The following is a 24,122-nucleotide window of genomic DNA, read 5'->3' as shown; positions in this document are numbered from 1 at the left end:
GCGCACTCCCGAACAATCCTTGGTCAGGAAGTCGAGGGCGGCTAGTTGTTAATAAGTTCTGCGGCAACCGCCGCCAGATCGTCAAAAATCAAAGTGCCTACCGGCAGGTTTTTCGCCTGGGTCTTTTCGCCTTTTCCGGTCTTTACCAAAACTGGCTGAGAGTCGACGGCTTTGGCCGCCTCCAGGTCACCGAGGCTGTCCCCGACGAACCATATCCCAGCCAAGGGCACCTTGTAATGTTCTGCAATAATTTTCAACATGCCAGGCTTGGGCTTGCGGCAATCGCAGCCCTCATCCGGCCCGTGAGGGCAGTAAACCACCAGCCCCACCTCACCTCCCTGTTCGGCCACCAACGTGCGCAAGCGCGCGTGCATGGCGTCCAGGGTGGCGATGTCGTAGTAACCGCGGGCGATGCCGGACTGGTTGGTGGCAATGGCCACCGTCCAGCCGGCTTTGCTCAACTGCGCGATGGCCTCGATCGAGCCGGGCAAGGGGATCCACTCCTGTACCGACTTGATGTAAGCGTCGGAGTCATAGTTGATCACCCCGTCCCGATCGAGAATCAGCAGTTTCAACATGATCAGCCCAGTACGGAAATGTCAGCGATATTGATGAACAGGCCACGCAGACGAGCGAGCATGGCGTAACGGTTTTTCCGCACGCCGGCATCGTCGGCATTGATCATCACCGCTTCGAAGAACGCGTCTACCGGCTCACGCAGAGACGCCAGGCGCGCCAACGCTTCAGCGTAGTTACGCTCGGCGATCAGCGGTTTCACAGCGTTCTCGGCCTTGGCGATGGCGGAGTTCAGCGAGAACTCCTTGGCATCGGCAAACAAGCTTGGGTCAACGTCGGCATTGCCGAGGTTGTCGGCCTTGCTCAGCAGGTTCGACACACGCTTGTTCACGGCCGCCAGGGCATCGGCTTCCGGCAGCTTGCGGAACGCTTGTACGGCTTGTACGCGCTGGTCGAAGTCCAGTGCCGAACCCGGTTGCAGGGCACGTACCGACAGGTAGACGGAAACGTCCACGCCTTCGTCTTCGTAACGCGCACGCAGGCGGTCGAACACGAACTCCAGCACTTGCTCGGCCAGGCCGGCTTGCTTGACCTTGGTCCCGAACTGGCCGACCGCGAACACCACGGCCTGGGTCAGGTCGAGATCCAGCTTCTTGTCGATCAGGATCCGCAGCACGCCCAATGCCGCACGGCGCAGGGCATACGGGTCTTTGCTACCGGTGGGCAACATACCGATACCGAAGATACCCACCAGCGTATCGAGCTTGTCGGCGATGGCCACGGCCGCACCCGTCAGGGTGGTCGGCAGTTCTGCACCGGCACCGCGTGGCATGTACTGCTCGTTCAGGGCCAGGGCGACGTCGTCCGGCTCGCCGTCGTTGAGGGCGTAGTAGTAACCGGCGACACCTTGCATCTCAGGGAACTCGCCAACCATCTCGGTGGCCAGGTCGCACTTGGACAGCAAGCCGGCACGGGCGGCCCAGGCTGCGTCGCCGCCGATGCGTGGCGCAATGTAGGCCGCCAGCTTGGAAACCCGCACGGCCTTGTCGTAGACACTGCCGAGTTTTTCCTGGAACACCACGTTTTGCAGGCGCAGGTTGAAGTCTTCGAGCTTCTGTTTCTTATCTTGCTTGAAGAAGAACTCGGCATCGGTCAGGCGCGGGCGAACGACTTTCTCGTTACCGGCGATGATCTGCTGCGGGTCCTTGCTTTCGATGTTGGCCACGGTGATAAAGCGCGGGAGCAACTTACCGTCTGCGTCCAGCAGGCAGAAATACTTCTGGTTGTCCTGCATGGTGGTGATCAACGCTTCTTGTGGCACGTCGAGGAAACGCTCTTCGAACGAGCACACCAGCGGCACCGGCCATTCCACCAGGGCGGTCACTTCGTCCAGCAGGCTTGGCGGCACGATGGCGGTGCCTTCCTGCAGGCGGGCCAATTCTTCGGTGCGCTTGCTGATCAGCTCGCGACGCTCATTGGCATCGGCCAATACGTAAGCGGCGCGCAGGTCGTTGAGGTAGTTGGCCGGCGAAGTGATGCGCACGCTTTCGGGATGATGGAAGCGGTGACCACGGGAATCACGACCAGCCTTCTGGGCGAGGATGGTGCAATCAATGACCTGGTCACCGAGCAGCATTACCAGCCATTGGGTCGGACGTACGAACTCTTCCTTGCGCGCACCCCAGCGCATGCGCTTGGGGATAGGCAGGTCGTTCAGGGAGTCTTCAACGATGGTCGGCAGCAGGCTGGCGGTCGGCTTGCCGGTGATGACCTGGCTGAAACGCAGTTTCGGGCCGCTCTGGTCGATCTCGCTCAGCTCTACGCCACATTTCTTGGCAAAGCCAAGCGCGGCTTGTGTCGGGTTGCCTTCGGCATCGAAAGCTGCCTGGCGCGGTGGGCCGTCCAGGTTGATGTTGCGGTCCGGCTGCTGGGTTTCCAGCGCGGTCAGCAGCACAGCCAGGCGGCGCGGCGCGGCGTAGACTTTTTTGGCTTCAAACTTCAGGCCGGCAGTCTGCAGACCTTTTTCGATACCGGCCAGGAATGCATCGGCCAGGGTATTGAGTGCCTTGGGTGGCAGCTCTTCGGTGCCCAGTTCAACCAGGAAATCTTGAGCACTCATTGTGCAGCCTCCAGCTTAGCCAACACTTCATCACGCAGGTCAGGGGTTGCCATCGGGAAGCCCAGCTTGGCGCGAGCCAGCAAATAGGCTTGGGCGACGGAACGTGCCAGCGTGCGCACACGCAAGATGTATTGCTGGCGCGCAGTTACCGAGATGGCACGGCGGGCGTCCAGCAGGTTGAAGGTATGGGACGCCTTCAACACCATTTCATAGCTTGGCAGCGGCAGCGGCTGGTCGAGTTCGATCAGGCGCTTGGCTTCGCTTTCATAGAAGTCGAACAGTTCGAACAGCTTCTCGACGTTGGCGTGTTCGAAGTTGTAGGTGGACTGCTCCACTTCGTTCTGGTGGAACACATCGCCGTAAGTCACCTTGCCGAACGGGCCGTCAGCCCATACCAGGTCGTAGACCGAGTCCACGCCCTGCAGGTACATGGCCAGGCGCTCGAGGCCGTAGGTGATCTCGCCGGTCACCGGGTAGCACTCGATGCCGCCGGCTTGCTGGAAGTAAGTGAACTGCGTCACTTCCATGCCATTGAGCCAGACTTCCCAGCCCAGGCCCCAGGCGCCCAGAGTTGGCGATTCCCAGTTGTCTTCGACGAAACGGATGTCGTGCACCAGTGGGTCCAGGCCCACATGCTTGAGCGAGCCCAGGTACAGTTCCTGGAAGTTGTCCGGGTTGGGCTTCAATACCACCTGGAACTGGTAGTAGTGCTGCAGACGGTTCGGGTTTTCGCCGTAGCGGCCGTCAGTCGGGCGACGACTGGGCTGCACATAAGCGGCGTTCCAGGTTTCCGGGCCGATGGCCCGCAGGAATGTAGCGGTGTGGAAAGTGCCGGCGCCTACTTCCATATCGTAGGGCTGAAGTACCACACAACCTTGCTCGGCCCAGTATTGCTGGAGGGCGAGGATCAAGTCTTGGAAGGTACGCACGGCTGGCGTAGGCTGGCTCACGAAATTCACCTGTTACTTGGGCTGCGATTTAAAGAGCGGGAGTATACCCGATTCGGCCCCGCCACCACTCCCTGGAGCCTTATGCCACGCTGCTTTTGGTGTTCTGAAGATCCGCTGTACATGGCTTATCACGATCAAGAGTGGGGAACGCCGCTGCGCGATGCGCAGGGTTTGTTCGAGTTGCTTTTGCTCGAAGGGTTCCAGGCGGGCCTGTCCTGGATCACCGTTTTACGCAAACGCGAGCATTATCGAAAGGTCTTGTTCGGCTTTGATGCGCAGCGTCTGGCGCGGTTAAGCGATGAAGAAATCGAGGCGCTGATGCAGGATCCAGGCATCGTGCGCAATCGCTTGAAGCTCAACGCTACACGGCGCAACGCGGCGGCCTGGCTGGCGCTGGAAGACCCGGTGGGGTTGCTGTGGTCATTTGTCGGCGGCAAACCCAAGGTCAATCACTTCAAGGATCGCAGCGACGTCCCGGCCATTACACCCGAGGCTGAAGCCATGAGCCGCGCCTTGAAAAAAGCCGGTTTCACCTTCGTCGGACCGACCATCTGCTACGCCTTCATGCAGGCCTCGGGCATGGTCATGGACCACACCCAGGACTGTGACCGTTACGCGGACTTGGTCAACGCCGGTTAGAATGCCGGTTTTGCGCACCACACACGATCAGGAGTGACCTGTGGAAAAGTTTAAAGGCGCCTTGCTGGTAGGCGCTCTCCGGTTGTTTGCCCTGCTGCCCTGGCGCGCCGTACAAGCCGTCGGCACGGGCATCGGCTGGATCATGTGGAAAACCCCCAACCGCTCCCGCGACACCGTGCGGATCAACCTCTCCAAATGCTTCCCGGATATGGACCCGGCCGAGCGCGAGCGCCTGGTGGGCCGCAGCCTGATGGACATCGGCAAGTCCCTGACCGAAAGTGCTTGCGCGTGGATCTGGCCAGCCCAGCGCTCCATCGACCTGGTGCGGGAAGTCGAGGGTCTGGAAGTGTTGCACCAAGCCCTGGCCTCGGGCAAAGGCGTGGTGGGTATCACCAGTCATCTGGGCAACTGGGAAGTGCTGAACCACTTCTATTGCAGCCAGTGCAAACCGATCATTTTCTATCGCCCGCCCAAGCTCAAGGCGGTGGACGAACTGCTGCGCAAACAACGCGTGCAATTGGGCAACCGCGTGGCGGCGTCGACCAAGGAAGGCATTCTCAGCGTGATCAAGGAAGTGCGCAAAGGCGGCCAGGTAGGCATTCCTGCCGACCCGGAACCCGCCGAGTCCGCCGGCATCTTCGTACCGTTTTTCGCCACCCAGGCCCTCACCAGCAAATTCGTGCCGAACATGCTCGCGGGCCACAAGGCCGTTGGCGTATTCCTGCACGCGTTGCGCCTGCCGGACGGCTCAGGCTACAAAGTGATCCTTGAAGCGGCGCCGGAAGATATGTACAGCACCGACACCGCCACCTCCTGCGCGGCGATGAGCAAAGTGGTGGAGCGCTATGTCGGCGCCTACCCGAGCCAGTACATGTGGAGCATGAAGCGCTTCAAGAAACGCCCGCCGGGTGAGGCGCGGTGGTACTGATTCACACCTGACTCAAGACCGATATAGAAACAATGTGGGAGGGGGCTTGCCCCCGATAGCGGTGGTTCAGTCAAATATGCATTGGCTGACACACTGGCATCGGGCGCAAGCCCCCTCCCACATTTAGTCCTGTATCAAGCCTGGCGATCGAGTTTCTTCAGGAACACGGTCATCTCTTTTTCGGCCTGCTTGTCGCCGTGGGCCTGGGCCGCTTCAATGCCTTTTTTCCACGCCTGTCGTGCTGAGGCACTGTCACCCTGCGCCTGATGCGCCTTGCCCAACAGCTTCCACGCCGCCGAATACTTCGGATCGAACTCGACGCACTTGCCCAGATGCTCGGCGGCTTTGGCGTTGTCCTTCAAGTCCAGATAACCCTTGCCCAAGCCGAAGCGCAGCAGCGAATTATCCACACCCTTGGCGAGCATTTTTTCCAGGGATTCGAGCATGTCGGTCACTCCGTTTGATCAGAAAAAGCTCAAGCCCACGTGGAACAGCTTCTCTACATCGCGGATATGTTTTTTATCCACAAGGAACAAAATCACATGGTCTCCAGTGGCGATCACCGTGTCGTCGTGGGCGATGATCACTTCTTCATCGCGGATGATTGCACCAATGGTGGTACCCGGCGGCAGGCCGATATCGCGGATGGCCTTGCCAATCACCTTGCTCGACTTCGAATCACCGTGGGCAATCGCCTCGATGGCTTCCGCCGCACCCCGGCGCAGGGAGTGCACGCTGACAATATCGCCACGCCGCACGTGGGCGAGCAAGGTACCGATGGTCGCCAGTTGGGGGCTGATGGCGATGTCGATATCGCCGCCCTGGATCAGGTCCACATAGGCCGGGTTGTTGATGATGGTCATCACCTTCTTCGCCCCCAGCCGCTTGGCCAGCAACGACGACATGATGTTGGCTTCGTCATCGTTGGTCAGGGCGAGGAAGATATCGGCGTCGGCGATGTTTTCTTCCATCAGCAGGTCGCGGTCCGAGGCGCTGCCTTGCAGTACGACAGTGCTGTCGAGGGTGTCGGACAAATGCCGGCAACGCGTCGGGCTCATCTCGATGATCTTCACCTGGTAGCGGCTTTCGATGGCCTCGGCCAACCGCTCGCCGATCTGCCCGCCGCCTGCGATGACGATGCGTTTGTAACTCTCGTCGAGCCTGCGCATTTCGCTCATGACCGCACGAATATTCGCCTTGGCGGCGATGAAAAATACTTCGTCGTCGGCCTCGATCACCGTGTCGCCTTGGGGCAGGATCGGCCGGTCACGACGGAAAATCGCGGCCACGCGGGTTTCCACGTTTGGCATGTGCTCACGCAGCTGGCGCAGTTGCTGGCCCACCAACGGCCCGCCGTAGTACGCCTTTACCGCCACCAGTTGCGCCTTGCCCTCGGCGAAGTCGATCACCTGCAAGGCGCCAGGGATTTCGATCAGGCGCTTGATGTAGTGGGTGACCACCTGTTCCGGGCTGATCAATACGTCCACCGGAATAGCGTCATTATCGAACAGGCCGGCGCGAGTCAGGTAGGCCGCTTCGCGCACCCGGGCGATCTTGGTTGGGGTGTGGAACAACGTATGAGCGACCTGGCACGCGACCATGTTGGTCTCATCGCTGTTGGTCACCGCCACAAGCATGTCGGCATCGTCGGCACCCGCCTGACGCAGCACCGTTGGAAACGACGCCCGGCCTTGTACCGTGCGGATGTCCAGGCGGTCGCCCAGGTTGCGCAGGCGCTCGGCATCAGTGTCGACCACGGTGATATCGTTGGCTTCGCCGGCCAAGTGTTCGGCCAGCGTGCCTCCGACCTGCCCTGCCCCAAGGATGATGATTTTCATCCGGTCACTCCCTTAAAACCATTCAGCCGCGTGCGGCGGCGATCTTGATCAGTTTGGCGTAGTAGAAGCCATCGTGCCCGCCTTCCTGCGCGAGCAGTTGGCGGCCGTGGGGCTGCTTGATGCCGGCGCTGGTAGCGAGGTCCAGTTCGCGCGCGCCGCTGGTGCGGGCGAGGAAGGCTTGGATGACCTCAGTATTTTCGGTGGGTAGCGTGGAGCAGGTGGCGTACAGCAGGATGCCGCCGACTTCCAGGGTTGGCCACAGGGCGTCAAGCAATTCGCCTTGCAGCACCGCGAGGGCGGCGATGTCGTCGGGCTGGCGGGTCAGCTTGATGTCCGGGTGCCGACGGATCACGCCGGTGGCAGAGCAAGGTGCGTCCAGCAGGATGCGCTGGAATGGCTTGCCGTCCCACCAGGTCGCTGTGTCGCGGCCGTCGGCGGCGATCAGGTCGGCGCTGAGGCCCAGGCGCGCAAGGTTTTCCCGCACGCGCACCAGGCGTTTGGCTTCAAGATCCACAGCCACTACACCGGCCAGGTCTTTTTCAACTTCAAGGATGTGACAGGTCTTACCACCTGGCGCGCAGCAGGCGTCGAGTACGCGCTGGCCGGGGGCCAAATCGAGCAGGTCGGCCGCCAATTGCGCGGCCTCGTCCTGCACGCTGATCCAGCCTTCGGCAAAGCCCGGCAGGCTGCGCACATCGGTGGCGGCTTCCAGCACGATGCCGTCGGTGCTGTACACGCACGGGGTGGCGTTGATGGCCGCGTCGGCCAGTAATTGCAGGTACGCGTCACGGCTGTGGTGGCGGCGGTTGACCCGCAGGATCATCGGCGGGTGCGCATTGTTGGCCGCGCAGATAGCCTCCCATTGCTCGGGCCAGAAGGCTTTCAGGGATTTTTGCAGCCAGCGCGGGTGGGCGGTGCGCACCACCGGATCATGTTCCAGCTCGGCCAGCAGTGCTTCGCTTTCACGCTGAGCCCGGCGCAGTACGGCATTGAGCAGGGCCTTGGCCCAGGGCTTTTTCAGCTTGTCGGCGCAACCGACGGTTTCACCGATGGCGGCGTGGGCCGGTACGCGGGTGTAGAGCAGTTGATAGAGGCCCACCAGCAACAGCGCCTCGACATCAGCGTCTGCCGCCTTGAACGGTTTTTGCAGCAGCTTGGCTGCCAGTGCCGACAACCTTGGCTGCCAGCGGGCGGTGCCAAAGGCCAGGTCCTGGGTGAAACCGCGATCCCGGTCTTCGACCTTGTCCAATTGCGTGGGCAATGAACTGTTCAGCGAAGCCTTGCCGTTGAGCACGGCAGCAAGAGCCTTGGCGGCGGCCAGACGTGGGTTCATTGAGTGGCCACCCCGAGGATCGTGCCCAAGGCAAATTTCTCACGGCGGCTATTGAACAAATCGCTGAAGTTCAGCGCTTTGCCGCCGGGCAATTGCAGACGTGTCAGGCACAGCGCCTGATCACCGCAAGCGACGAACAGCCCGTCTTTGCTGGCGCCGATAATCTCGCCGGGGGCGCCTTTGCCGTCGGCCAGGGTCGCGTTCAACACCTTCAAGGCTTCGCCGTTCAGGGTGCTATGGCAAATTGGCCATGGGTTGAAGGCACGTACCAGGCGCTCCAGCTCCACGGCCGGGCGGCTCCAGTCGAGGCGCGCTTCGTCTTTGTTCAATTTGTGCGCGTAGGTGGCCAGGCTGTCGTCCTGTACCTCGCCTTCCAGGGTGCCTGCTGCGAGGCCGGCGATGGCCTGGATCACGGCAGGTGGGCCCATTTCGGCAAGGCGGTCGTGCAGGCTGCCACCGGTGTCTTGCGCGGTGATCGGGGTGGTGACCTTGAGCAGCATCGGTCCGGTGTCCAGGCCCGCCTCCATGCGCATCACGGTCACGCCGCTTTCGCCGTCGCCCGCTTCCACGGCGCGCTGGATCGGCGCCGCACCACGCCAGCGAGGCAGTAGCGAAGCATGGCTGTTGATGCAACCCAGGCGCGGGATATCCAGCACCGCCTGGGGCAGGATCAAACCGTAGGCCACCACCACCAGCAGGTCCGGTTTCAGCGCGGCCAGTTCGGCCTGGGCTTCGGCGTTACGCAGGGTCGGCGGTTGCAGCACCGCTATGTTGTGTTCAAGCGCCAATAGCTTGACCGGGCTCGGCATCAGTTTTTGCCCGCGACCGGCCGGGCGATCCGGCTGGGTGTACACCGCGACGATGTCATAAGGGCTGGCAAGCAGCGCCTTGAGGTGTTCGGCGGCGAATTCAGGGGTGCCGGCAAAAACAATGCGCAATGGCTCGGTCATGGGAGTTCTCGGTTAAAAACAGTCACAAAAGAAAAAGGCTTGCCGCAGCAAGCCTTTGGAAGAAGGGCATCAAGCTTGCTGGCGATGCTTTTTTTCCAGCTTCTTCTTGATCCGGTCCCGCTTGAGCGTGGACAGGTAATCGACAAACAGCTTGCCGTTAAGGTGGTCGCATTCATGTTGGATGCACACTGCCAACAGACCTTCGGCAATCAGCTCAAAAGGCTTGCCGTCACGGTCCAGGGCCTTGATCTTCACGCGCAGCGGGCGTTCGACGTTCTCGTAGAACTCCGGCACCGACAGGCAGCCTTCCTGGTATTCGCCCATCTCATCGGTCAGCGGTTCGAACTCGGGGTTGATGTACACCCGGGGTTCGCTGCGATCTTCCGACAGGTCCATGACCACGACACGCAGATGCACGTTGACCTGGGTAGCGGCGAGGCCAATGCCCGGAGCTTCATACATTGTTTCAAACATGTCATCGACCAACTGACGAACCTTGTCGTCCACTACGGCCACCGGCTTGGCGATCGTGCGCAGGCGCGAGTCGGGAAATTCGAGGATGTTCAAAATAGCCATAAGCGTAATTGCTGCACATGTGAGGTAAAGACCAATCGGCGGTGGGATGGACCCACACGGCCGGTGTGAAACGCTCAGAAGCCACGAGGGCCAAGGCATTTCACGCGAACGCACATAATAAAGGAGATTCACCCCATGAGGAAATCGCTACTCGTCTTGCTGCTGTGGGCCCCCGTCGCCATGGCGTTGATTCCCAAGCCCACTGAACGCCTGGATCACGCGACGCAACAGGCCATCCAGCACTTTTTACTGCATAACCGGATTGTCGATACGCCCCAGGACCTGGACAACGCGCCTTATATCGTCGCAGCGCAAGGCGGTCGCGTGCTGGGGGCCAACGGTGAGCGCGTGCATGCTCGCGGTCAGTTGGACCCGGCCCAGCCAAGCTACGGAATCTTTCGTCGAGGCAAGGTCTACACCGACCCAGGCACCCAGGAGCTACTGGGCATCAATGCCGACGATATCGGCACCGCACGCTTTGTACTCGCCGACGACCTCACCACCCTGGCGGTGCAGCGGGTTACCCAGGAAATCCGTCCAGGTGACCGCTTGCTTGGTGCCCAACGTCCGGTCGCGCTGAACACCCTGGAGTCAGCCAAATCAACGGCTTTCATCGCAGGGCACATCATCGACGTCCCCAGGGGCGTCACTCAGATTGGTGTGCTGGACGCCGTGACCCTGAACAAGGGCCGCCGCGATGGATTGATCGAAGGCCAGTTACTGACGGTGATCAAGGCGGGTGCCACGGTGCGAGACGTCCTTACCGGCACGCCAACACAACTCCCGGAAGAACGGGCCGGCACTCTTCTGGTGTTTCGCACCTATGAAAAACTCAGCTACGCCTTGGTGCTCAGTGCTTCACGCGCGCTGGCTGTAAAGGATCGTTTCGAGACCCGTCAACAAGCGCAATAAATAGCCTGCTAAATAAGTTACCAACAGAGTTATCCACAGCTTGTTCCGGTCAAGGATGATCAAATGAATCCGATAAACAGTAGCGAAATTTCTCCGGCAGAGCTGGAAGCCCGACTACGCTTGCACAGGCTGCCAGAACTGGGTCCCAAGCGTTTTCACGTATTGATTCAAGCGTTCGGCTGCGCCTCCAAGGCCCTCAGTGCCCCCGCCAGTGCCTGGCGTTCCCTCGGGTTGCCCGCCATCAGCGCCGATGCCCGGCGTAGCCCGCAAATCCGTGATGGCGCCAGTGCGGCATTGGCCTGGTTAGAGCGTCCGGCCCAGCATTTGCTGATGTGGGACCAACCTGAGTACCCGGCCTTGCTCGCTCAGATCGACGACGCACCGCCGCTGTTATTCGTTGCGGGCGACCCGGGCATTCTGGAAAAACCACAGTTGGCCATGGTCGGTAGCCGGCGTGCTTCCCGCCCCGGCATGGACACGGCCGCCGCCTTTTCCCGCAGCCTGGCGAGCGCCGGTTTTGTCATCACCAGTGGTTTGGCGCTGGGCATTGACGGCGCAGCACACCAGGCAGCGCTGGAGGTGGGCGGTCGTACAGTCGGGGTGCTTGGCACCGGGCTGGAAAATTTTTATCCACAGCGCCACCGCAAGCTCGCTGACGCGATGATTGCCCAAGGCAGCGCGGTGGTTTCTGAGTTTCCGTTGGACGCGGGGCCCCAGGCCGGTAATTTTCCACGGCGCAATCGGATTATCAGCGGGCTCTCGCTGGGGGTTCTGGTGGTGGAAGCCAGCATGGCCAGCGGTTCGCTGATCACCGCACGGCTGGCCGCAGAGCAAGGGCGCGAGGTGTATGCGATCCCGGGCTCCATTCACCATCCCGGTGCCAAGGGTTGCCATCAACTGATCCGTGATGGCGCGGTGCTGGTGGAAACCATCGAACACATCCTTGAGGCGCTGCGCGGTTGGCAGGCGTTATCGCGCCCTGCGCCGGTGCCGATCACCCACCCACTGGTGGCACTGCTGCATGCTGCGCCGCATACCAGTGAAGCCCTGGCGATTGCCAGTGGTCGGCCGTTGTCCCAGGTGCTGGCGACTCTTACGGAGCTGGAGCTGGAAGGCCAGGTCATCTGCGAAAGCGGGTGCTGGCTGGCGCGTTGCCAGGTTTAGGTGCTGCCGGTTTTTGGCGCTGGGTTTTGTAACGAAGATCGGTAAACTGCCCAGAGCTTTAGTCCGGAGATTAAATAATGGTCAACAGGTGGCGTGTGCTGCAAGCCGCACGGGAAATTCGCGCAGGCGCGGTGATTGCCTATCCGACCGAGGCGGTCTGGGGCCTGGGTTGCGACCCGTGGAATGAAGAAGCGGTGGATCGGCTATTGGCGATCAAGAACCGCTCGGTGGACAAGGGCCTGATTCTGGTAGCGGACAACATTCGTCAATTCGACTTCCTGTTCGAAGACTTCCCGGACACCTGGATCGATCGCATGGCCAGCACCTGGCCCGGGCCGAATACCTGGCTGGTGCCCCACCAGGACTTGTTGCCCGAATGGGTCACGGGTATGCATGACACCGTGGCGTTGCGGGTCACTGATCACCCGTTGGTGAGGGATTTGTGCGCTCAGGTCGGGCCGTTGATCTCCACGTCGGCCAACCCTCAGGGGCGCCCGGCGGCACGCACGCGTATTCGCGTGGAGCAGTATTTCCGCGGGCAAGTGGACTTGGTGTTGGGTGGCGCGCTGGGTGGGCGCAAGAACCCAAGCCTGATTCGGGACCTGGTGACAGGTGAGGTTGTGCGCCCCTCCTGAGATCGAGGCACGGCCATCGCGGGCAAGCCCGGCTCCCACATTTGATCAGTCATCGCGGTCAAATGTGGGAGCTGGCTTGCCTGCGATGACGCACTCAAGGCAACAGAATGGTTGAGCCAGTCGTGCGTCGCGCCGACAACTCGGTCTGCGCTTTGGCCGCATCCGCCAGCGGGTAGCGCTGGTTGATATCAATGCGCACCTTGCCGCTCTTGATCATCGAAAACAGATCGTCCGCCATCGCCTGCAAGTTCGCCGGATTGTTGGCGTAGGTCGCCAGCGTCGGGCGGGTCACGTACAGCGAGCCCTTGGCCGACAGAATGCCCAGGTTCACCCCGTCCACCGCGCCCGACGCGTTGCCAAAGCTTACGACCAAACCCCGTGGCGCCACGCTGTCCAGAGAGGTCAGCCAGGTGTCCTTGCCGACGCCGTCGTACACCACCGGCACCTTTTTACCGTCAGTCAATTCCAGCACACGTTGTGCGACATTCTCCTTGCTGTAGTCGATGGTTTCCCAGGCGCCGAGGGATTTGGCCAGGGCGGCCTTTTCCGGCGAACTCACGGTGCCGATCAGCTTCACGCCCAGGGCCTTGGCCCATTGGCAGGCCAGGGAGCCCACGCCACCGGCAGCGGCGTGGAACAGGATGGTTTCGCCGCCTTTCAATTCGTAGGTCTGGCGCAACAGGTATTGCACGGTCAGGCCCTTGAGCATGGCCCCTGCGGCCTGCTCGAAACTGATGTCATCCGGCAGGTGCATCAGGTTGGCGGCGGGCAACACATGCAACTCGCTGTAGGCACCCAGCGGGCCGCTGCCGTAGGCCACGCGGTCGCCGACTTTGAACTGGGTGACTTCATTGCCCACGGCATCGACTACACCAGCGCCTTCTGCGCCCAGGCCCGATGGCAGCGCGGGCGGTGCGTAGAGGCCACTGCGAAAATAGGTGTCGATGAAGTTCAGACCGATGGCCTCGTTACGCACCCGCACCTGTTGTGGGCCAGGCTCCGCTGGCGTGTAGTCCACATACTCAAGTACTTCGGGGCCGCCGTGGGCGCTGAACTGGATACGTTTGGCCATCTGCACTTCTCCTTAGGTTCGAATCTGCGTAGCCCCCTATCGGACTCCTAAGCTTGATCTTCGTCAACTGCCGCGCACCTAAGTGCAGTGGCATGTGGGCGCAGTGGTATCCTGTGCGCCCATTTGCCGCCGACGCCCAATGGCCTCGCGTAGCTTTGCCCGATTCAAGGTGATGCCATGACTACCCGCACCGAGGCCGTTAAAGCCTACCTGCTTGACCTGCAAGATCGCATTTGCAACGCCCTGGAAACCTTCGAGACGGATACTCGCTTTATCGAAGACGCCTGGACCCGGCCTGCCGGTGGTGGCGGTCGCACCCGTGTGATCGAGAACGGTTCGGTGATCGAAAAAGGCGGCGTTAACTTTTCCCACGTGTTTGGCAGCGGTTTGCCACCGTCCGCCAGTGCCCATCGGCCTGAGCTGGCTGGTCGGGGGTTTGAAGCCTTGGGCGTGTCACTGGTGATTCATCCGCATAACCCCCATGTGCCGACATCCCACGCCAATGTGCGCTTTTTCATCGCTGAAAAAGAAGGCGAAGAGCCGGTGTGGTGGTTCGGTGGCGGCTTTGACTTGACCCCGTATTACGGCAACGAAGAAGACTGCGTCCACTGGCACCGTGTGGCCGAGCAAGCTTGTGCGCCCTTTGGCCCGGACGTGTACGCACGCTATAAAGCCTGGTGCGACGCCTATTTCCACATCAAGCATCGCAATGAACCTCGCGGTATCGGTGGCCTGTTCTTCGATGACCTGAACGAATGGGGCTTCGACACCTGTTTCGCCTTTATCCGTGCCATCGGCGATGCCTATATCGATGCCTACCTGCCGATTGTGCAACGTCGCAAGGCCATGGCGTATACCGAGCAGCAGCGTCAGTTCCAGGAGTTCCGCCGGGGCCGCTACGTCGAATTCAACCTGGTCTATGACCGTGGCACCCTGTTCGGTTTGCAGTCGGGCGGGCGTACAGAGTCGATCCTGATGTCGCTGCCGCCCCAGGTCCGTTGGAGCTACGACTGGAAGGCCGAGGCCGGTAGCGAAGAGGCGCGCCTCACCGATTACTTCCTGCAAGACCGCGACTGGCTCGGCGTCGTTGCAGCCAAGGCGGCGGTGTGATGGACCGTTATGTCGTGTTCGGCAACCCCATCGGCCACAGTAAATCGCCGCTGATCCACCGTATGTTCGCCGAGCAGACCGGCGAACAACTGGACTACAGCACGTTGCTCGCGCCGTTGGAGGATTTCACCCACTGCGCCCGTGAGTTTTTTCGCCAGGGCCGTGGCGCCAACGTGACCGTGCCGTTCAAGGAAGACGCCTATCGTTTGGCCGATACCTTGACTGAACGTGCCCAGCGCGCTGGAGCCGTGAACACCCTGAGCAAACTGGCGGACGGTACGTTGTTGGGAGACAACACCGACGGCGCCGGCCTGGTGCGCGACCTGACGGTCAACGCCGGGCTGAACCTGCAAGGCAAACGCATCCTGTTGTTGGGAGCCGGTGGCGCGGTGCGCGGTGCACTTGAGCCGTTGCTGGCACAGCAACCCTCTTCGTTGATCATCGCCAACCGCACCGTGGAAAAGGCCGAGCTGCTCGCTGAGCTGTTCGACGACCTGGGCCCGGTGTCTGCCAGTGGTTTCGATTGGCTACGTGAGCCGGTGGACGTGATCATCAATGCCACGTCCGCCAGCCTGTCAGGCGATGTACCGCCGATTGCCGGCAGCCTGATCGAGCCGGGCAAGACGTTCTGCTACGACATGATGTACGCCAAGGAACCTACCGCATTCTGCCGCTGGGCTGCGGAACACGGCGCTGTGGTGGCGATGGATGGTTTGGGGATGCTGGTGGAGCAGGCAGCGGAAGCCTTCTTCCTGTGGCGCGGTGTGCGCCCTGATTCAGCGCCGGTGTTAGCCGAACTACGCCGTCAATTGGCCTGATCGTGTTCAATCTTGGAAATGGAGGGGGCAACTCTTGGCCCCTTCCAGTTTTCTTAACTCTTCGATTACTTGCGGCCTGGCCCCACGCAAGGTCAGGCTACGCCCCAACCGCGCCAACCGTCGCGCCTCCTGATGCAGCATCTCCACCCCGGAGTAGTCGATAAAATTGATCTGCTGCGCTTCGATCACCACCCGCGTGCCCTGCAGACTTTGCAGGCGTACTTGCAGGTAATGGCTGGCGCCAAAAAAGATCGAGCCACCCACGCGTAATACATCCTCGTCCCCATCGCGCCATTGCTGAACCCGTGGTTGCGAAGTGCGCTTGAGGTAGAAAAACAGCGATGCCAACACCCCGGCATAAATCGCCGTTTGTAGCTCCAGCAGCAAGGTGGCGACACACGTCAGGCCCATCACCACGAATTCGGCGCGGCTGACACGAAACAAAGCACGAATCCCTCGATGATCCACCAAACCCCAGCAAATCAGCAGGATGCTGGCGGCCATGCTGGGGATGGGAATATGCGCGATCAACGTCGCGCCGAACAACGCAAATAACGCCACCCACAGCGCGGAAAACACCCCAGCCAGGGGCGAACAAGCACCCGCCTCGTAACTGAGGCCCGAACGGGTGAACGAACCGGCTGACAGGTAGCCGGAGAAAAATCCGCCAACGATGTTGGATAAACCCTGGGCGCGCACTTCCTGGTTGGCGTCGAGTAATTGTTGCGAGCGAGCCGACAGTGAGCGTGCAATCGACAGGCTGGTCACCAACCCCAGCATCCCCACCGCCACCGCGCTGGGCAACAGGCGCAGTACCAGGTCCAGGTCCATCGGCAATGGACTGAACGGCGGCAACTGGCCGATAAACGAACTGACCAGCGCCACATGCCCGAACATCGTCGGCCACAGCCATGCCGTCAGGCTACCCAAGACTAAAGCGATCAACAGCGTCGGCCAGCGTGGCACCAGAGACTTGAGCAGCGCGCCCACCAGCAAAGTGCCGAGCCCGAGGATCAGGGACGCACGATCCCACTCACCGCCATGGTCGACCAGCGCCAGCAGGCTGTTGAGGGCGGTGGCCTGGCTCGGCAAGTCCAGCCCCAGCAGGTTCGGCAACTGCCCCAGGGCAATCACCACCGCGGCGCCCAGGGTGAAACCCAGCACCACCGAATGGGAGACAAAATTCACCAGCGCGCCAAAGCGCAGAAGGCCGAGCAACCACTGGAACACCCCGGCGAGGAAGGTCAGCAACAGGATGAGGGTGATGTAGTCCTGGGAACCTGGCACGGCCAATGGGCTGATACTGGCGTAAAGCACGATGGAAATCGCCGCCGTGGGCCCACAGATCAGGTGCCAGGAAGAGCCCCACAGGCAAGCGATCAAGACCGGGATGATCGCCGCGTAGAGCCCGTATTCCGGTGGCAGGCCGGCGATCAGTGCGTAGGCAATCGACTGTGGCAGGGCCAGTACGGCGCCACTGAGGCCGACGATGGCATCCCGGCCGACGCTGGCGCGGGTTTGGCGCGGGAGCCAGCTGAGGAAGGGGAAGAGTGTGTGGCGGTTGGGCCGGGGCATCGCAGGCTCGGGTAGAAGGTTTGGCTTAGAGTATCAGTACACACCGGCTCCCTGTGGGAGCGGGCTTGCTCCCGATAGCGGTGTTTCAGCCAATACATTCATAGCTGATAGGCCGTCATCGGGGGCAAGCCCCCTCCCACATTTGGATCCAGGCGCATCTTAGAGTTGGGCTTTGACCGCGGGCAACGCATCCTGGCCATCCAGGGTTTTCACGCCGTCGAGCCACTTGTCCAGCACCGCGGGGTTGGCCTTGATCCACGCTTTGGCCGCCTCGGCATTGCTGACCTTGTTGTTGGCCACCTGCGCCATGATGCCGTTCTCCATCTCCTGGGTGAAACTCAGGTTGGTCAGCAGTTTGGCGACATTCGGGCAGGCTTGGGCGTAACCCTTGCGGGTCAAGGTATACACGCTACCGGTGGCGCCAAAATACTGCTCGCCGCCCTTGAGGTAATGCATTTTCAACTGCACGTTCATCGGGTGCGGCGTCCAGCCGAGGAAGGTGACGAAGCGCTGTTTCTTCACCGCTCGCGACACCTCGGCGAGCATCGCCTGCTCGCTGGATTCGATCAGCTTCCACTGGCCCAGGTCGAAGTCATTCTTTTTGATGATCTCCTGCAACGAGATATTTGCCGGCGCGCCGGAGCCGATGCCGTAGATCTTCTTGTCGAACTTGTCGGCAAACTTGTTCAGGTCGGCAAAGTCACGTACGCCGGCGTCCCATACGTAGTCCGGCACCGCGAGGGTGAACTCGGTGCCGTCGAGGTTCTTCGCCAGTTGCACCACATCGCCGTTGGCCACGAACTTGTCATAAAAACCTTGTTGCGCCGGCATCCAGTTGCCGAGAAACACATCCACCTGGCCGTCCTTGAGCCCGCCAAAGGTGATCGGCACCGCCAGGGTATCGACCTTGGCTTTGTAGCCCATGCCCGTCAGCAAAAAGCCGGTAATGGCATTGGTGGCGGCAATGTCGCTCCAGCCTGGATCGGCCATCTTTACCGTTTCACAGCGAGCGTCTGCGTACACGTTGGCGCTGCCCAGCGCCAATATGCTCAGTACCACGGTCAACTTTTGCATGGCCTTCCCTCTGTCTGTTTATTGGTTTTGGCAGGGTTGTGGATAACGTGCCTTGCGCTCCAGGTCGTCGAGGTCGATATGGTTGCGCATGTACTGCTGACTGGCATCCACCTGTGGCTGGTGGTCCCAGCTCTTGAGCGTGCCTTGAGTCAGTGCCTCAAACACCAGGCGGCGGCGACGCTGGCTGGCAAGCACTTGCTGATGGATCGCCGGGATGTCCCATTTGGCCCGCGCCTCATGCAAAAAGGCCTCGAACAGCGAGCGATGTTCTGCTGACAGGCTGAGGTTCTCCCGCTCGTGCGGGTCGTTGCGCACATCAAACAGTAGGCAAGGGTCGTCTTCGCTGTAGATAAATTTGTAGGCGCCCCGGCGAATCATCATCAATGGGCTGATGGTGCCTTCGGCCATGTATTCGCCAAACACTTCGTCATGCCCGCCCTGCCCTTGCAAGTGCGGGACCAGAGAGCGACCGTCCAACGGCAAGTGCAGGTCCAGCTCGCCGCCGGCCAGCTCCACCAGGGTCGGCAGCAGGTCGGCGGTGGACACGGCCTGAGTGACCCGCCCAGCCGCGAATTGGCCCGGCGCACTGATCAGCAGCGGCACGCGGGCGGCCATTTCAAACCAGTGCATTTTGTACCAGAGGCCGCGCTCGCCGAGCATGTCACCGTGGTCGCCGGAGAAGATGATCAGGGTGTCGTCAGCCAGGCCGGTGTCTTCCAGGGTTTGCAGGAGTTTGCCGACATTGCTGTCGATGTAACTGCACGCACCGAAGTAGGCGCGACGGGCATCGCGGATCTTGTCCACAGGCAGCGGTTTATCCCACAAGTCATAGACCTTGAGCAGACGCTGGGAGTGTGGGTCCAGCTCTGCTTGCGCCGGCGTTGCAGGCAAAGGGATGTCGGCGTCGTCGTACAGGTCCCAGAACGGCTTGGGAATGGTGTAAGGGTCGTGGGGATGGGTCATCGATACGGTCAGGCAGAAGGGCCGATCACCGTCCTCGCGGATATGGTCGAACAGGTATTGCTGCGCCTTGAACACCACCTCCTCGTCGAAGTCCAGCTGGTTGGTGCGCACGCACGGGCCCGCTTGCAGCACCGAAGACATGTTGTGGTACCAGGTGGGGCGTACGTCGGGCTCATCCCAATTCACCGCCCAGCCATAATCCGCGGGGTAGATATCGCTGGTCAGGCGTTCTTCATAGCCGTGCAACTGGTCGGGGCCACAGAAATGCATCTTGCCCGACAACGCGGTGCGGTAGCCGAGGCGACGCAGGTAGTGGGCATAGGTCGGCACATCGGCGGGGAAATCGGCAGCGTTGTCGTAGGCGCCGATCTTGCTCGGCAACTGGCCGCTGACCAGAGTGAAGCGCGAAGGCGCACACAACGGACTGTTGCAATAGGCGGCCTCGAATACCACGCCTTGGGCGGCGAGGCGGCTGAGGTTGGGCAGCTTGATCGAGGAAGGCCCGTAGAACGGCAGCATGGGAGCGGCCATTTGATCGGCCATGATGAAAAGAATGTTCTTGCGCTTCATGGTTTCTCGGCATTCCATAGTAAGTGTTTATGCCAATGAGAATGCGGCCCATGGAAATCAGGGTAAAGCCCATGACAAGCAATGCCTAGGATAACGACAGCTTATGTATGAAGCGCTGGGTAACCTCTCTCTCGATCTGCTGCGAGCCTTCGAAGCGGCGGCGCGCCACCGCAGTTTTACCGCCGCGGCGATGGAGCTTGGCACCACCCAGCCGGCGGTCAGCCAGCAGATCAAGCGTCTTGAAGAACAACTGGCAATCCGCCTGTTTGACCGCATCTATCGCGGTATCGAACTGACCGACGCCGGCGTGCTGTTGTTCGAGCACGTACAGGGCGCCCTGCAAAGCATCAATCAAGGGCTCAGCACCATCACCCAACAGGACCAGCACGAAGTACTGCAAGTGGCTACCGACTTCGCCTTCGCCGCCTATTGGCTGATGCCGCGCCTGCATCGCTTTCACCAGGCCAACCCGCAGGTGGATGTGAGCCTGGTTACCAGTGAGCGCAACCACGCCAGCCTGCGCAGCGATATCGATGTGGCGGTGCTGTTCGGCGATGGCCGTTTCAAGCAGGGCGACAGCCTGTGGTTGTTCAATGAGGAAGTGTTCCCGGTATGCAGCCCGCAGTGGCTCAAGGCTCAGGCCGCGCCGATGACGGTGCAATCCTTGCCCGAGTACCCGTTGCTGCACCTGCGTCAGGAAAACAACAGCCAATGGTTCGACTGGAGCGGGGTGTTCCGCCAATTGGGTATATCCGCTGCGCCAACTCCCGGGCAATTGCGCTTCGACAACTACACCTTGCTGATTCAGGCTGCGATTGCCGGCCAGGGCGTTGCCATCGGCTGGCGCCATTTGGTGGATAACCTGCTGGAACAGAACTGGCTGTGCCGACCGATCAGCCCCACGGTGACCTCGCGTTTCGGTTATTACGTGGTGCAACCCCAGCGCAAACGCCGCGGGCAGTTGGTTGAGCGTTTTGTCCAATGGCTGATGGCGGAACAGGCCAGCAGTGCGCAGTCGTTGACCGGGCTGGCCCTGCCTTCGATTGCGGTCTAGGATCGGCACATCGTGGATCCGGAGTCCGTCATGCAACGTATCAAGGGCTATCACGCCCATATCTACTTCGACGCCAGCACCATCGACCAGGCGCGCACGCTGTGTGAGGACGCCGCCAGGCTGTTCCCGTTGCGCATGGGCCGTGTGCATGAGCGGCCGGTGGGCCCGCATCCGGATTGGAGCTGCCAGCTGGCATTCGAGCCGGAATACATCGGCGTGGTGTTGCCGTGGCTGGCGCTGCACCGCGATGGCCTGGTGGTCTTCCTGCACCCTGAAACCGGCGATGACCTGAAGGACCACACCGACTACGCGATCTGGATGGGTGCGATGCGCGAGCTGAATCTGTCGGTTTTTTAACTTTCCTTATCAGATAACGCCTTGCCTTTCCCTAAGTAAAAACAGGGAACGGTGTAGGATTAATCTTGCTTCGTCTCATTATGTGGGATCGATATTTATATATTGAGATATTCCGGCGCGTAGGTTTATATTCGCCCATCTGCTTTTTTCAGCACCCACTCATTTCAGGTGAAGCGATGCAGGCGCAATTGATCGCGCTCGATTGGGGGACCAGCTCCCTTCGTGCTTACAAACTCGGCTCGGCGGGCGTTGTGCTGGAACAGCGCGCGCAAGCCTGGGGCATCATGCATTTGCCCAGCGAGCCACGGGACATCAACGGTATTCATTGCACTGACGGCTTCGAGTTGGCGTTCGATAGCGCCTGCGGCGATTGGCTCGACGCCCAGCCTGAATTGCCAGTGATTGCCTGCGGTATGGTTGGCAGCGCGCAGGGTTGGAGCGAGGCGGCTTATTGCGCCACGCCTGTGGATGTCGCCAGCCTGGGCTTGGCGTTGCACCGCGTGCGCAGCCTGCGTGGGGTGGATGTGCATATTGTGCCGGGGGTGATTGAGCAAGCGGGTTTGCCCAATGTGATGCGCGGCGAAGAAACCCAGGTGCTCGGCGTGCTGCAGGGGCTTGGGGCCCAAGTGCTGATCGGGTTGCCCGGCAGCCACTCCAAATGGGTCGAGGTGAGTGAAGGCTGCATTACGCATTTCGACACCTTCATGACCGGCGAACTGTTCGCGGTATTGAGCAAGCACAGCATCCTGGGCCGCACTCAGCAGCCGAGCGAACAATTCCAGGCCGAGGCCTTTGATCGTGGCGTGCACGTGGCGCTTTCAAAGGATGGCAGGCGTGGCGTGCTGTCGACCTTGTTCAGTGCCCGTACCCTGGGCCTGACGGCTGAGCTTGCACCCAACCAGCAGCCCGACTACCTGTCCGGCCTGTTGATCGGCCACGAACTCGCCGGTTTGCCAGACAGCGCCAAAACCAAGCCGATCATCCTGGTTGGCGCCGCCCCACTCTGCGCCCGCTATCAACGCGCTCTCGCCCTTTGCGGCTTCGCCCACGTCAGCCTGGCGCAGGAAGCCACCGAGCGCGGCCTGTGGCAATTGGCCGTGGCGGCTGGGCTCACTCAACCTGTAACGGAGGCCTGACATGCTCAAGCAAGCACTCGCGCAAAACGGTTTGATCGCAATCCTGCGTGGCATACGCCCGGACGAAACCCAGGTCATCGGCCAGGTGTTGTACGACGCGGGTTTTCGTGTGATCGAAGTCCCGCTCAATTCGCCGGAGCCGTACACCAGCATTCGCACCCTGCGCGACAGCCTGCCCGCCGATTGCCTGATCGGCGCCGGCACGGTGTTGACGCCTGAACAGGTCGAGCAGGTGAAGGCGGCTGGTGGCCAAGTGATTGTCATGCCCCATAGCGATGCCAAAGTACTGCGCGCCGCCAAGGCCGCAGGCCTGTACTTGTCGCCTGGCGTGGCGACGCCAACCGAGGCGTTTGCCGCACTGGCCGAAGGCGCCGACGTATTGAAGCTGTTCCCGGCCGAGCAGATCGGTCCTTCGGTGATCAAGGCGTGGCTGGCGGTATTGCCGGCGGGCACGCTGCTGCTGCCGGTAGGCGGTGTTACGCCGGACAACATGCAGGTGTTTATCGACGCCGGCGCGAAAGGGTTCGGGTTGGGCTCCGGCTTGTTCAAGCCGGGAATGACAGTGGATCAGGTCGCGAGCCGTGCCCAGGCTTATGTCGCCGCCTGGAAAGCCCTGAGCTGATAGCAAGTTCCGCGCCCGCAGGCGCTGCATCCATAAGAGAGACAAGAGATGAAAATCACCAAATTGACGACCTTTATCGTCCCGCCGCGCTGGTGCTTCCTCAAGGTCGAAACCGACCAGGGCGTGACTGGCTGGGGTGAGCCCGTGGTCGAAGGCCGCGCTCACACAGTGGCCGCCGCCGTCGAAGAACTGTCCGACTACCTGATCGGCAAAGACCCACGCAATATCGAAGATATCTGGACGGTGCTCTATCGCGGCGGGTTCTATCGCGGCGGTGCCGTGCACATGAGCGCCCTCGCCGGTATCGACCAGGCGTTGTGGGACATCAAGGGCAAGGCGCTGGGCGTCTCGGTCAGCGATCTGCTGGGCGGCCAGGTGCGTGACAAGATTCGCGTGTACTCGTGGATCGGTGGCGACCGTCCCGCCGACACTGCCCGTGCAGCCAAAGAGGCCGTGGCTCGTGGCTTCACTGCGGTGAAAATGAACGGCACCGAAGAACTGCAGTTCCTCGACAGCTTCGACAAAGTCGACCTGGCACTGGCCAATGTCGCTGCCGTGCGCGATGCGGTGGGCCCTAACGTCGGTATCGGCGTCGACTTTCATGGCCGCGTGCACAAGCCCATGGCCAAGGTGCTGATGAAAGAGCTCGACCCTTACAAACTGATGTTCATTGAAGAACCGGTGCTCAGCGAAAACTACGAAGCATTGAAAGAACTGGCGCCGCTGACCAGTACGCCGATTGCCCTGGGCGAGCGCCTGTTTTCGCGTTGGGATTTCAAGCGTGTGCTCAGCGAAGGCTACGTCGACATCATCCAGCCGGACGCCTCCCACGCAGGCGGGATTACCGAAACCCGCAAGATCGCCAACATGGCCGAAGCCTACGACGTGGCCCTGGCCCTGCACTGTCCGCTGGGCCCGATTGCCCTGGCAGCGTGCCTGCAACTGGATGCGGCTTGCTACAACGCATTTATCCAGGAGCAAAGCCTGGGTATCCACTATAACGAAAGCAACGACCTGCTCGACTACGTGCGCGACCCGGGCGTGTTCGACTATGACCAGGGCTTTGTGAAGATCCCCAACGGCCCGGGCCTGGGCATCGAGATCAACGAGGAATACGTGATTGAGCGCGCGGCTATCGGCCATCGCTGGCGCAATCCGATCTGGCGCCACGCCGATGGCAGTTTTGCCGAGTGGTGATTTTTATCTGAAGG

General features: G+C 61.1%; 24 protein-coding genes. 12 read left to right on the top strand and 12 right to left on the bottom strand.

The genetic code is table 11. From position 1 onward, the window contains the following. Positions 1–41: 41 nt before the first annotated feature. Genes gmhB through glyQ form a run of 3 tightly spaced genes read right to left on the bottom strand, consistent with a single transcriptional unit; the run spans position 42 to position 3,585 of the window. Positions 42–581 carry a D-glycero-beta-D-manno-heptose 1,7-bisphosphate 7-phosphatase gene (gene gmhB / locus FW800_RS14395; RefSeq protein ID WP_186559191.1) on the bottom strand — a complete coding sequence of 180 codons (540 nt, stop codon included), beginning with the start codon at positions 579–581 and terminating at the stop codon, positions 42–44. Continuing rightward, positions 581–2,635 (bottom strand): glycine--tRNA ligase subunit beta, encoded by a 2,055-nt coding sequence (gene glyS / locus FW800_RS14390; protein WP_032878605.1) that lies wholly within the window; start codon positions 2,633–2,635, stop codon positions 581–583. Before glyS ends, gmhB begins: the two co-directional genes overlap by 1 nt. Beyond that, complete coding sequence (gene glyQ / locus FW800_RS14385; protein WP_003213601.1) at positions 2,632–3,585, bottom strand: glycine--tRNA ligase subunit alpha; 954 nt, start codon at positions 3,583–3,585, stop codon at positions 2,632–2,634. Before glyQ ends, glyS begins: the two co-directional genes overlap by 4 nt. An 81-nt stretch (positions 3,586–3,666) precedes the next feature. On the opposite strand from glyQ, the gene FW800_RS14380 reads away from it, so the two are divergent. Both FW800_RS14380 and FW800_RS14375 read left to right on the top strand, forming a co-directional pair. Beyond that, positions 3,667–4,224 (top strand): DNA-3-methyladenine glycosylase I, encoded by a 558-nt coding sequence (locus FW800_RS14380; protein WP_005783377.1) that lies wholly within the window; start codon positions 3,667–3,669, stop codon positions 4,222–4,224. Positions 4,225–4,264: 40 nt separating this feature from the next. Beyond that, on the top strand, positions 4,265–5,152 hold the full coding sequence (locus tag FW800_RS14375) for a lysophospholipid acyltransferase (RefSeq protein WP_005783378.1): 888 nt from the start codon (positions 4,265–4,267) through the stop codon (positions 5,150–5,152). Between the two features lie 134 nt (positions 5,153–5,286). Here the strand turns inward: FW800_RS14375 and FW800_RS14370 are convergent, their stop codons facing one another. From FW800_RS14370 to def, 5 genes are all read right to left on the bottom strand, one after another. Further along, entirely contained in the window at positions 5,287–5,598 is a 312-nt protein-coding gene (locus FW800_RS14370; protein WP_446437853.1) for a tetratricopeptide repeat protein, read from the bottom strand. Positions 5,599–5,616: 18 nt separating this feature from the next. Continuing rightward, positions 5,617–6,990: a Trk system potassium transporter TrkA gene (gene trkA / locus FW800_RS14365; protein ID WP_014716287.1), complete on the bottom strand. Its 1,374-nt coding sequence runs from the start codon at positions 6,988–6,990 to the stop codon at positions 5,617–5,619. A gap of 22 nt (positions 6,991–7,012) precedes the next feature. Then, positions 7,013–8,323 (bottom strand): 16S rRNA (cytosine(967)-C(5))-methyltransferase RsmB, encoded by a 1,311-nt coding sequence (gene rsmB / locus FW800_RS14360; protein WP_032878600.1) that lies wholly within the window; start codon positions 8,321–8,323, stop codon positions 7,013–7,015. Next, on the bottom strand, positions 8,320–9,273 hold the full coding sequence (gene fmt, locus FW800_RS14355) for a methionyl-tRNA formyltransferase (RefSeq protein ID WP_446437852.1): 954 nt from the start codon (positions 9,271–9,273) through the stop codon (positions 8,320–8,322). Before fmt ends, rsmB begins: the two co-directional genes overlap by 4 nt. Positions 9,274–9,342: 69 nt before the next feature. Continuing rightward, positions 9,343–9,849 carry a peptide deformylase gene (gene def / locus FW800_RS14350; RefSeq protein ID WP_005783383.1) on the bottom strand — a complete coding sequence of 169 codons (507 nt, stop codon included), beginning with the start codon at positions 9,847–9,849 and terminating at the stop codon, positions 9,343–9,345. A 135-nt stretch (positions 9,850–9,984) separates the two neighbouring features. Here def and FW800_RS14345 point away from each other — a divergent pair, with 135 nt between their 5' ends. The 3 genes from FW800_RS14345 to FW800_RS14335 all read left to right on the top strand — a co-directional run bounded on the left by FW800_RS14345 (position 9,985) and on the right by FW800_RS14335 (position 12,560). Then, a complete protein-coding gene (locus tag FW800_RS14345) occupies positions 9,985–10,761 on the top strand; it encodes a peptidoglycan-binding protein (RefSeq protein ID WP_446437851.1) in 777 nt (258 codons plus the stop codon). A 63-nt stretch (positions 10,762–10,824) separates the two neighbouring features. After that, positions 10,825–11,925, top strand: a complete 1,101-nt coding sequence (gene dprA / locus FW800_RS14340; RefSeq protein ID WP_446437850.1) for a DNA-processing protein DprA — start codon at positions 10,825–10,827, stop codon at positions 11,923–11,925. Positions 11,926–12,002: 77 nt separating this feature from the next. Continuing rightward, positions 12,003–12,560 (top strand): L-threonylcarbamoyladenylate synthase, encoded by a 558-nt coding sequence (locus FW800_RS14335; protein ID WP_032878595.1) that lies wholly within the window; start codon positions 12,003–12,005, stop codon positions 12,558–12,560. Positions 12,561–12,654: 94 nt separating this feature from the next. Here FW800_RS14335 and FW800_RS14330 read toward each other — a convergent pair whose 3' ends face one another. Beyond that, positions 12,655–13,632, bottom strand: a complete 978-nt coding sequence (locus FW800_RS14330) for a quinone oxidoreductase family protein (RefSeq protein WP_446437849.1) — start codon at positions 13,630–13,632, stop codon at positions 12,655–12,657. 177 nt (positions 13,633–13,809) lie between these two features. Here FW800_RS14330 and hemF point away from each other — a divergent pair, with 177 nt between their 5' ends. Further along, a complete protein-coding gene (gene hemF, locus FW800_RS14325) occupies positions 13,810–14,742 on the top strand; it encodes an oxygen-dependent coproporphyrinogen oxidase (protein ID WP_103734096.1) in 933 nt (310 codons plus the stop codon). Next, positions 14,742–15,560: a shikimate dehydrogenase gene (gene aroE / locus FW800_RS14320; RefSeq protein ID WP_032878592.1), complete on the top strand. Its 819-nt coding sequence runs from the start codon at positions 14,742–14,744 to the stop codon at positions 15,558–15,560. The genes hemF and aroE overlap by 1 nt, the downstream gene beginning before the upstream one ends. A gap of 6 nt (positions 15,561–15,566) precedes the next feature. On the opposite strand, the gene FW800_RS14315 is transcribed toward aroE, so the two are convergent. The 3 genes from FW800_RS14315 to betC all read right to left on the bottom strand — a co-directional run bounded on the left by FW800_RS14315 (position 15,567) and on the right by betC (position 19,742). Beyond that, on the bottom strand, positions 15,567–17,135 hold the full coding sequence (locus FW800_RS14315) for a SulP family inorganic anion transporter (protein WP_032878591.1): 1,569 nt from the start codon (positions 17,133–17,135) through the stop codon (positions 15,567–15,569). A 159-nt stretch (positions 17,136–17,294) separates the two neighbouring features. After that, complete coding sequence (choX, locus tag FW800_RS14310; RefSeq protein WP_032878589.1) at positions 17,295–18,209, bottom strand: choline ABC transporter substrate-binding protein; 915 nt, start codon at positions 18,207–18,209, stop codon at positions 17,295–17,297. Between the two features lie 18 nt (positions 18,210–18,227). After that, complete coding sequence (betC, locus tag FW800_RS14305; protein ID WP_446437848.1) at positions 18,228–19,742, bottom strand: choline-sulfatase; 1,515 nt, start codon at positions 19,740–19,742, stop codon at positions 18,228–18,230. Between the two features lie 103 nt (positions 19,743–19,845). Here betC and FW800_RS14300 point away from each other — a divergent pair, with 103 nt between their 5' ends. The 5 genes from FW800_RS14300 to dgoD all read left to right on the top strand — a co-directional run bounded on the left by FW800_RS14300 (position 19,846) and on the right by dgoD (position 24,108). Then, complete coding sequence (locus FW800_RS14300; RefSeq protein ID WP_032878587.1) at positions 19,846–20,796, top strand: choline sulfate utilization transcriptional regulator; 951 nt, start codon at positions 19,846–19,848, stop codon at positions 20,794–20,796. Positions 20,797–20,826: 30 nt separating this feature from the next. Next, entirely contained in the window at positions 20,827–21,153 is a 327-nt protein-coding gene (locus FW800_RS14295) for a DOPA 4,5-dioxygenase family protein (protein ID WP_078822701.1), read from the top strand. 176 nt (positions 21,154–21,329) lie between these two features. Continuing rightward, positions 21,330–22,289, top strand: coding sequence for a 2-dehydro-3-deoxygalactonokinase (locus tag FW800_RS14290; protein ID WP_032878585.1), 960 nt, complete (start codon positions 21,330–21,332; stop codon positions 22,287–22,289). 1 nt (position 22,290) lies between these two features. After that, on the top strand, positions 22,291–22,911 hold the full coding sequence (locus tag FW800_RS14285; RefSeq protein WP_446437847.1) for a 2-dehydro-3-deoxy-6-phosphogalactonate aldolase: 621 nt from the start codon (positions 22,291–22,293) through the stop codon (positions 22,909–22,911). Between the two features lie 48 nt (positions 22,912–22,959). After that, the gene (gene dgoD, locus FW800_RS14280; RefSeq protein ID WP_005783400.1) at positions 22,960–24,108 is read left to right on the top strand and encodes a galactonate dehydratase; all 1,149 of its coding nucleotides are present in this window, start codon (positions 22,960–22,962) and stop codon (positions 24,106–24,108) included. Positions 24,109–24,122 lie beyond the last annotated feature (14 nt).

The sequence above is a fragment of the Pseudomonas sp. 910_23 genome (assembly GCF_052850795.1).
This window is presented reverse-complemented; position numbering and strand designations above follow the sequence as displayed.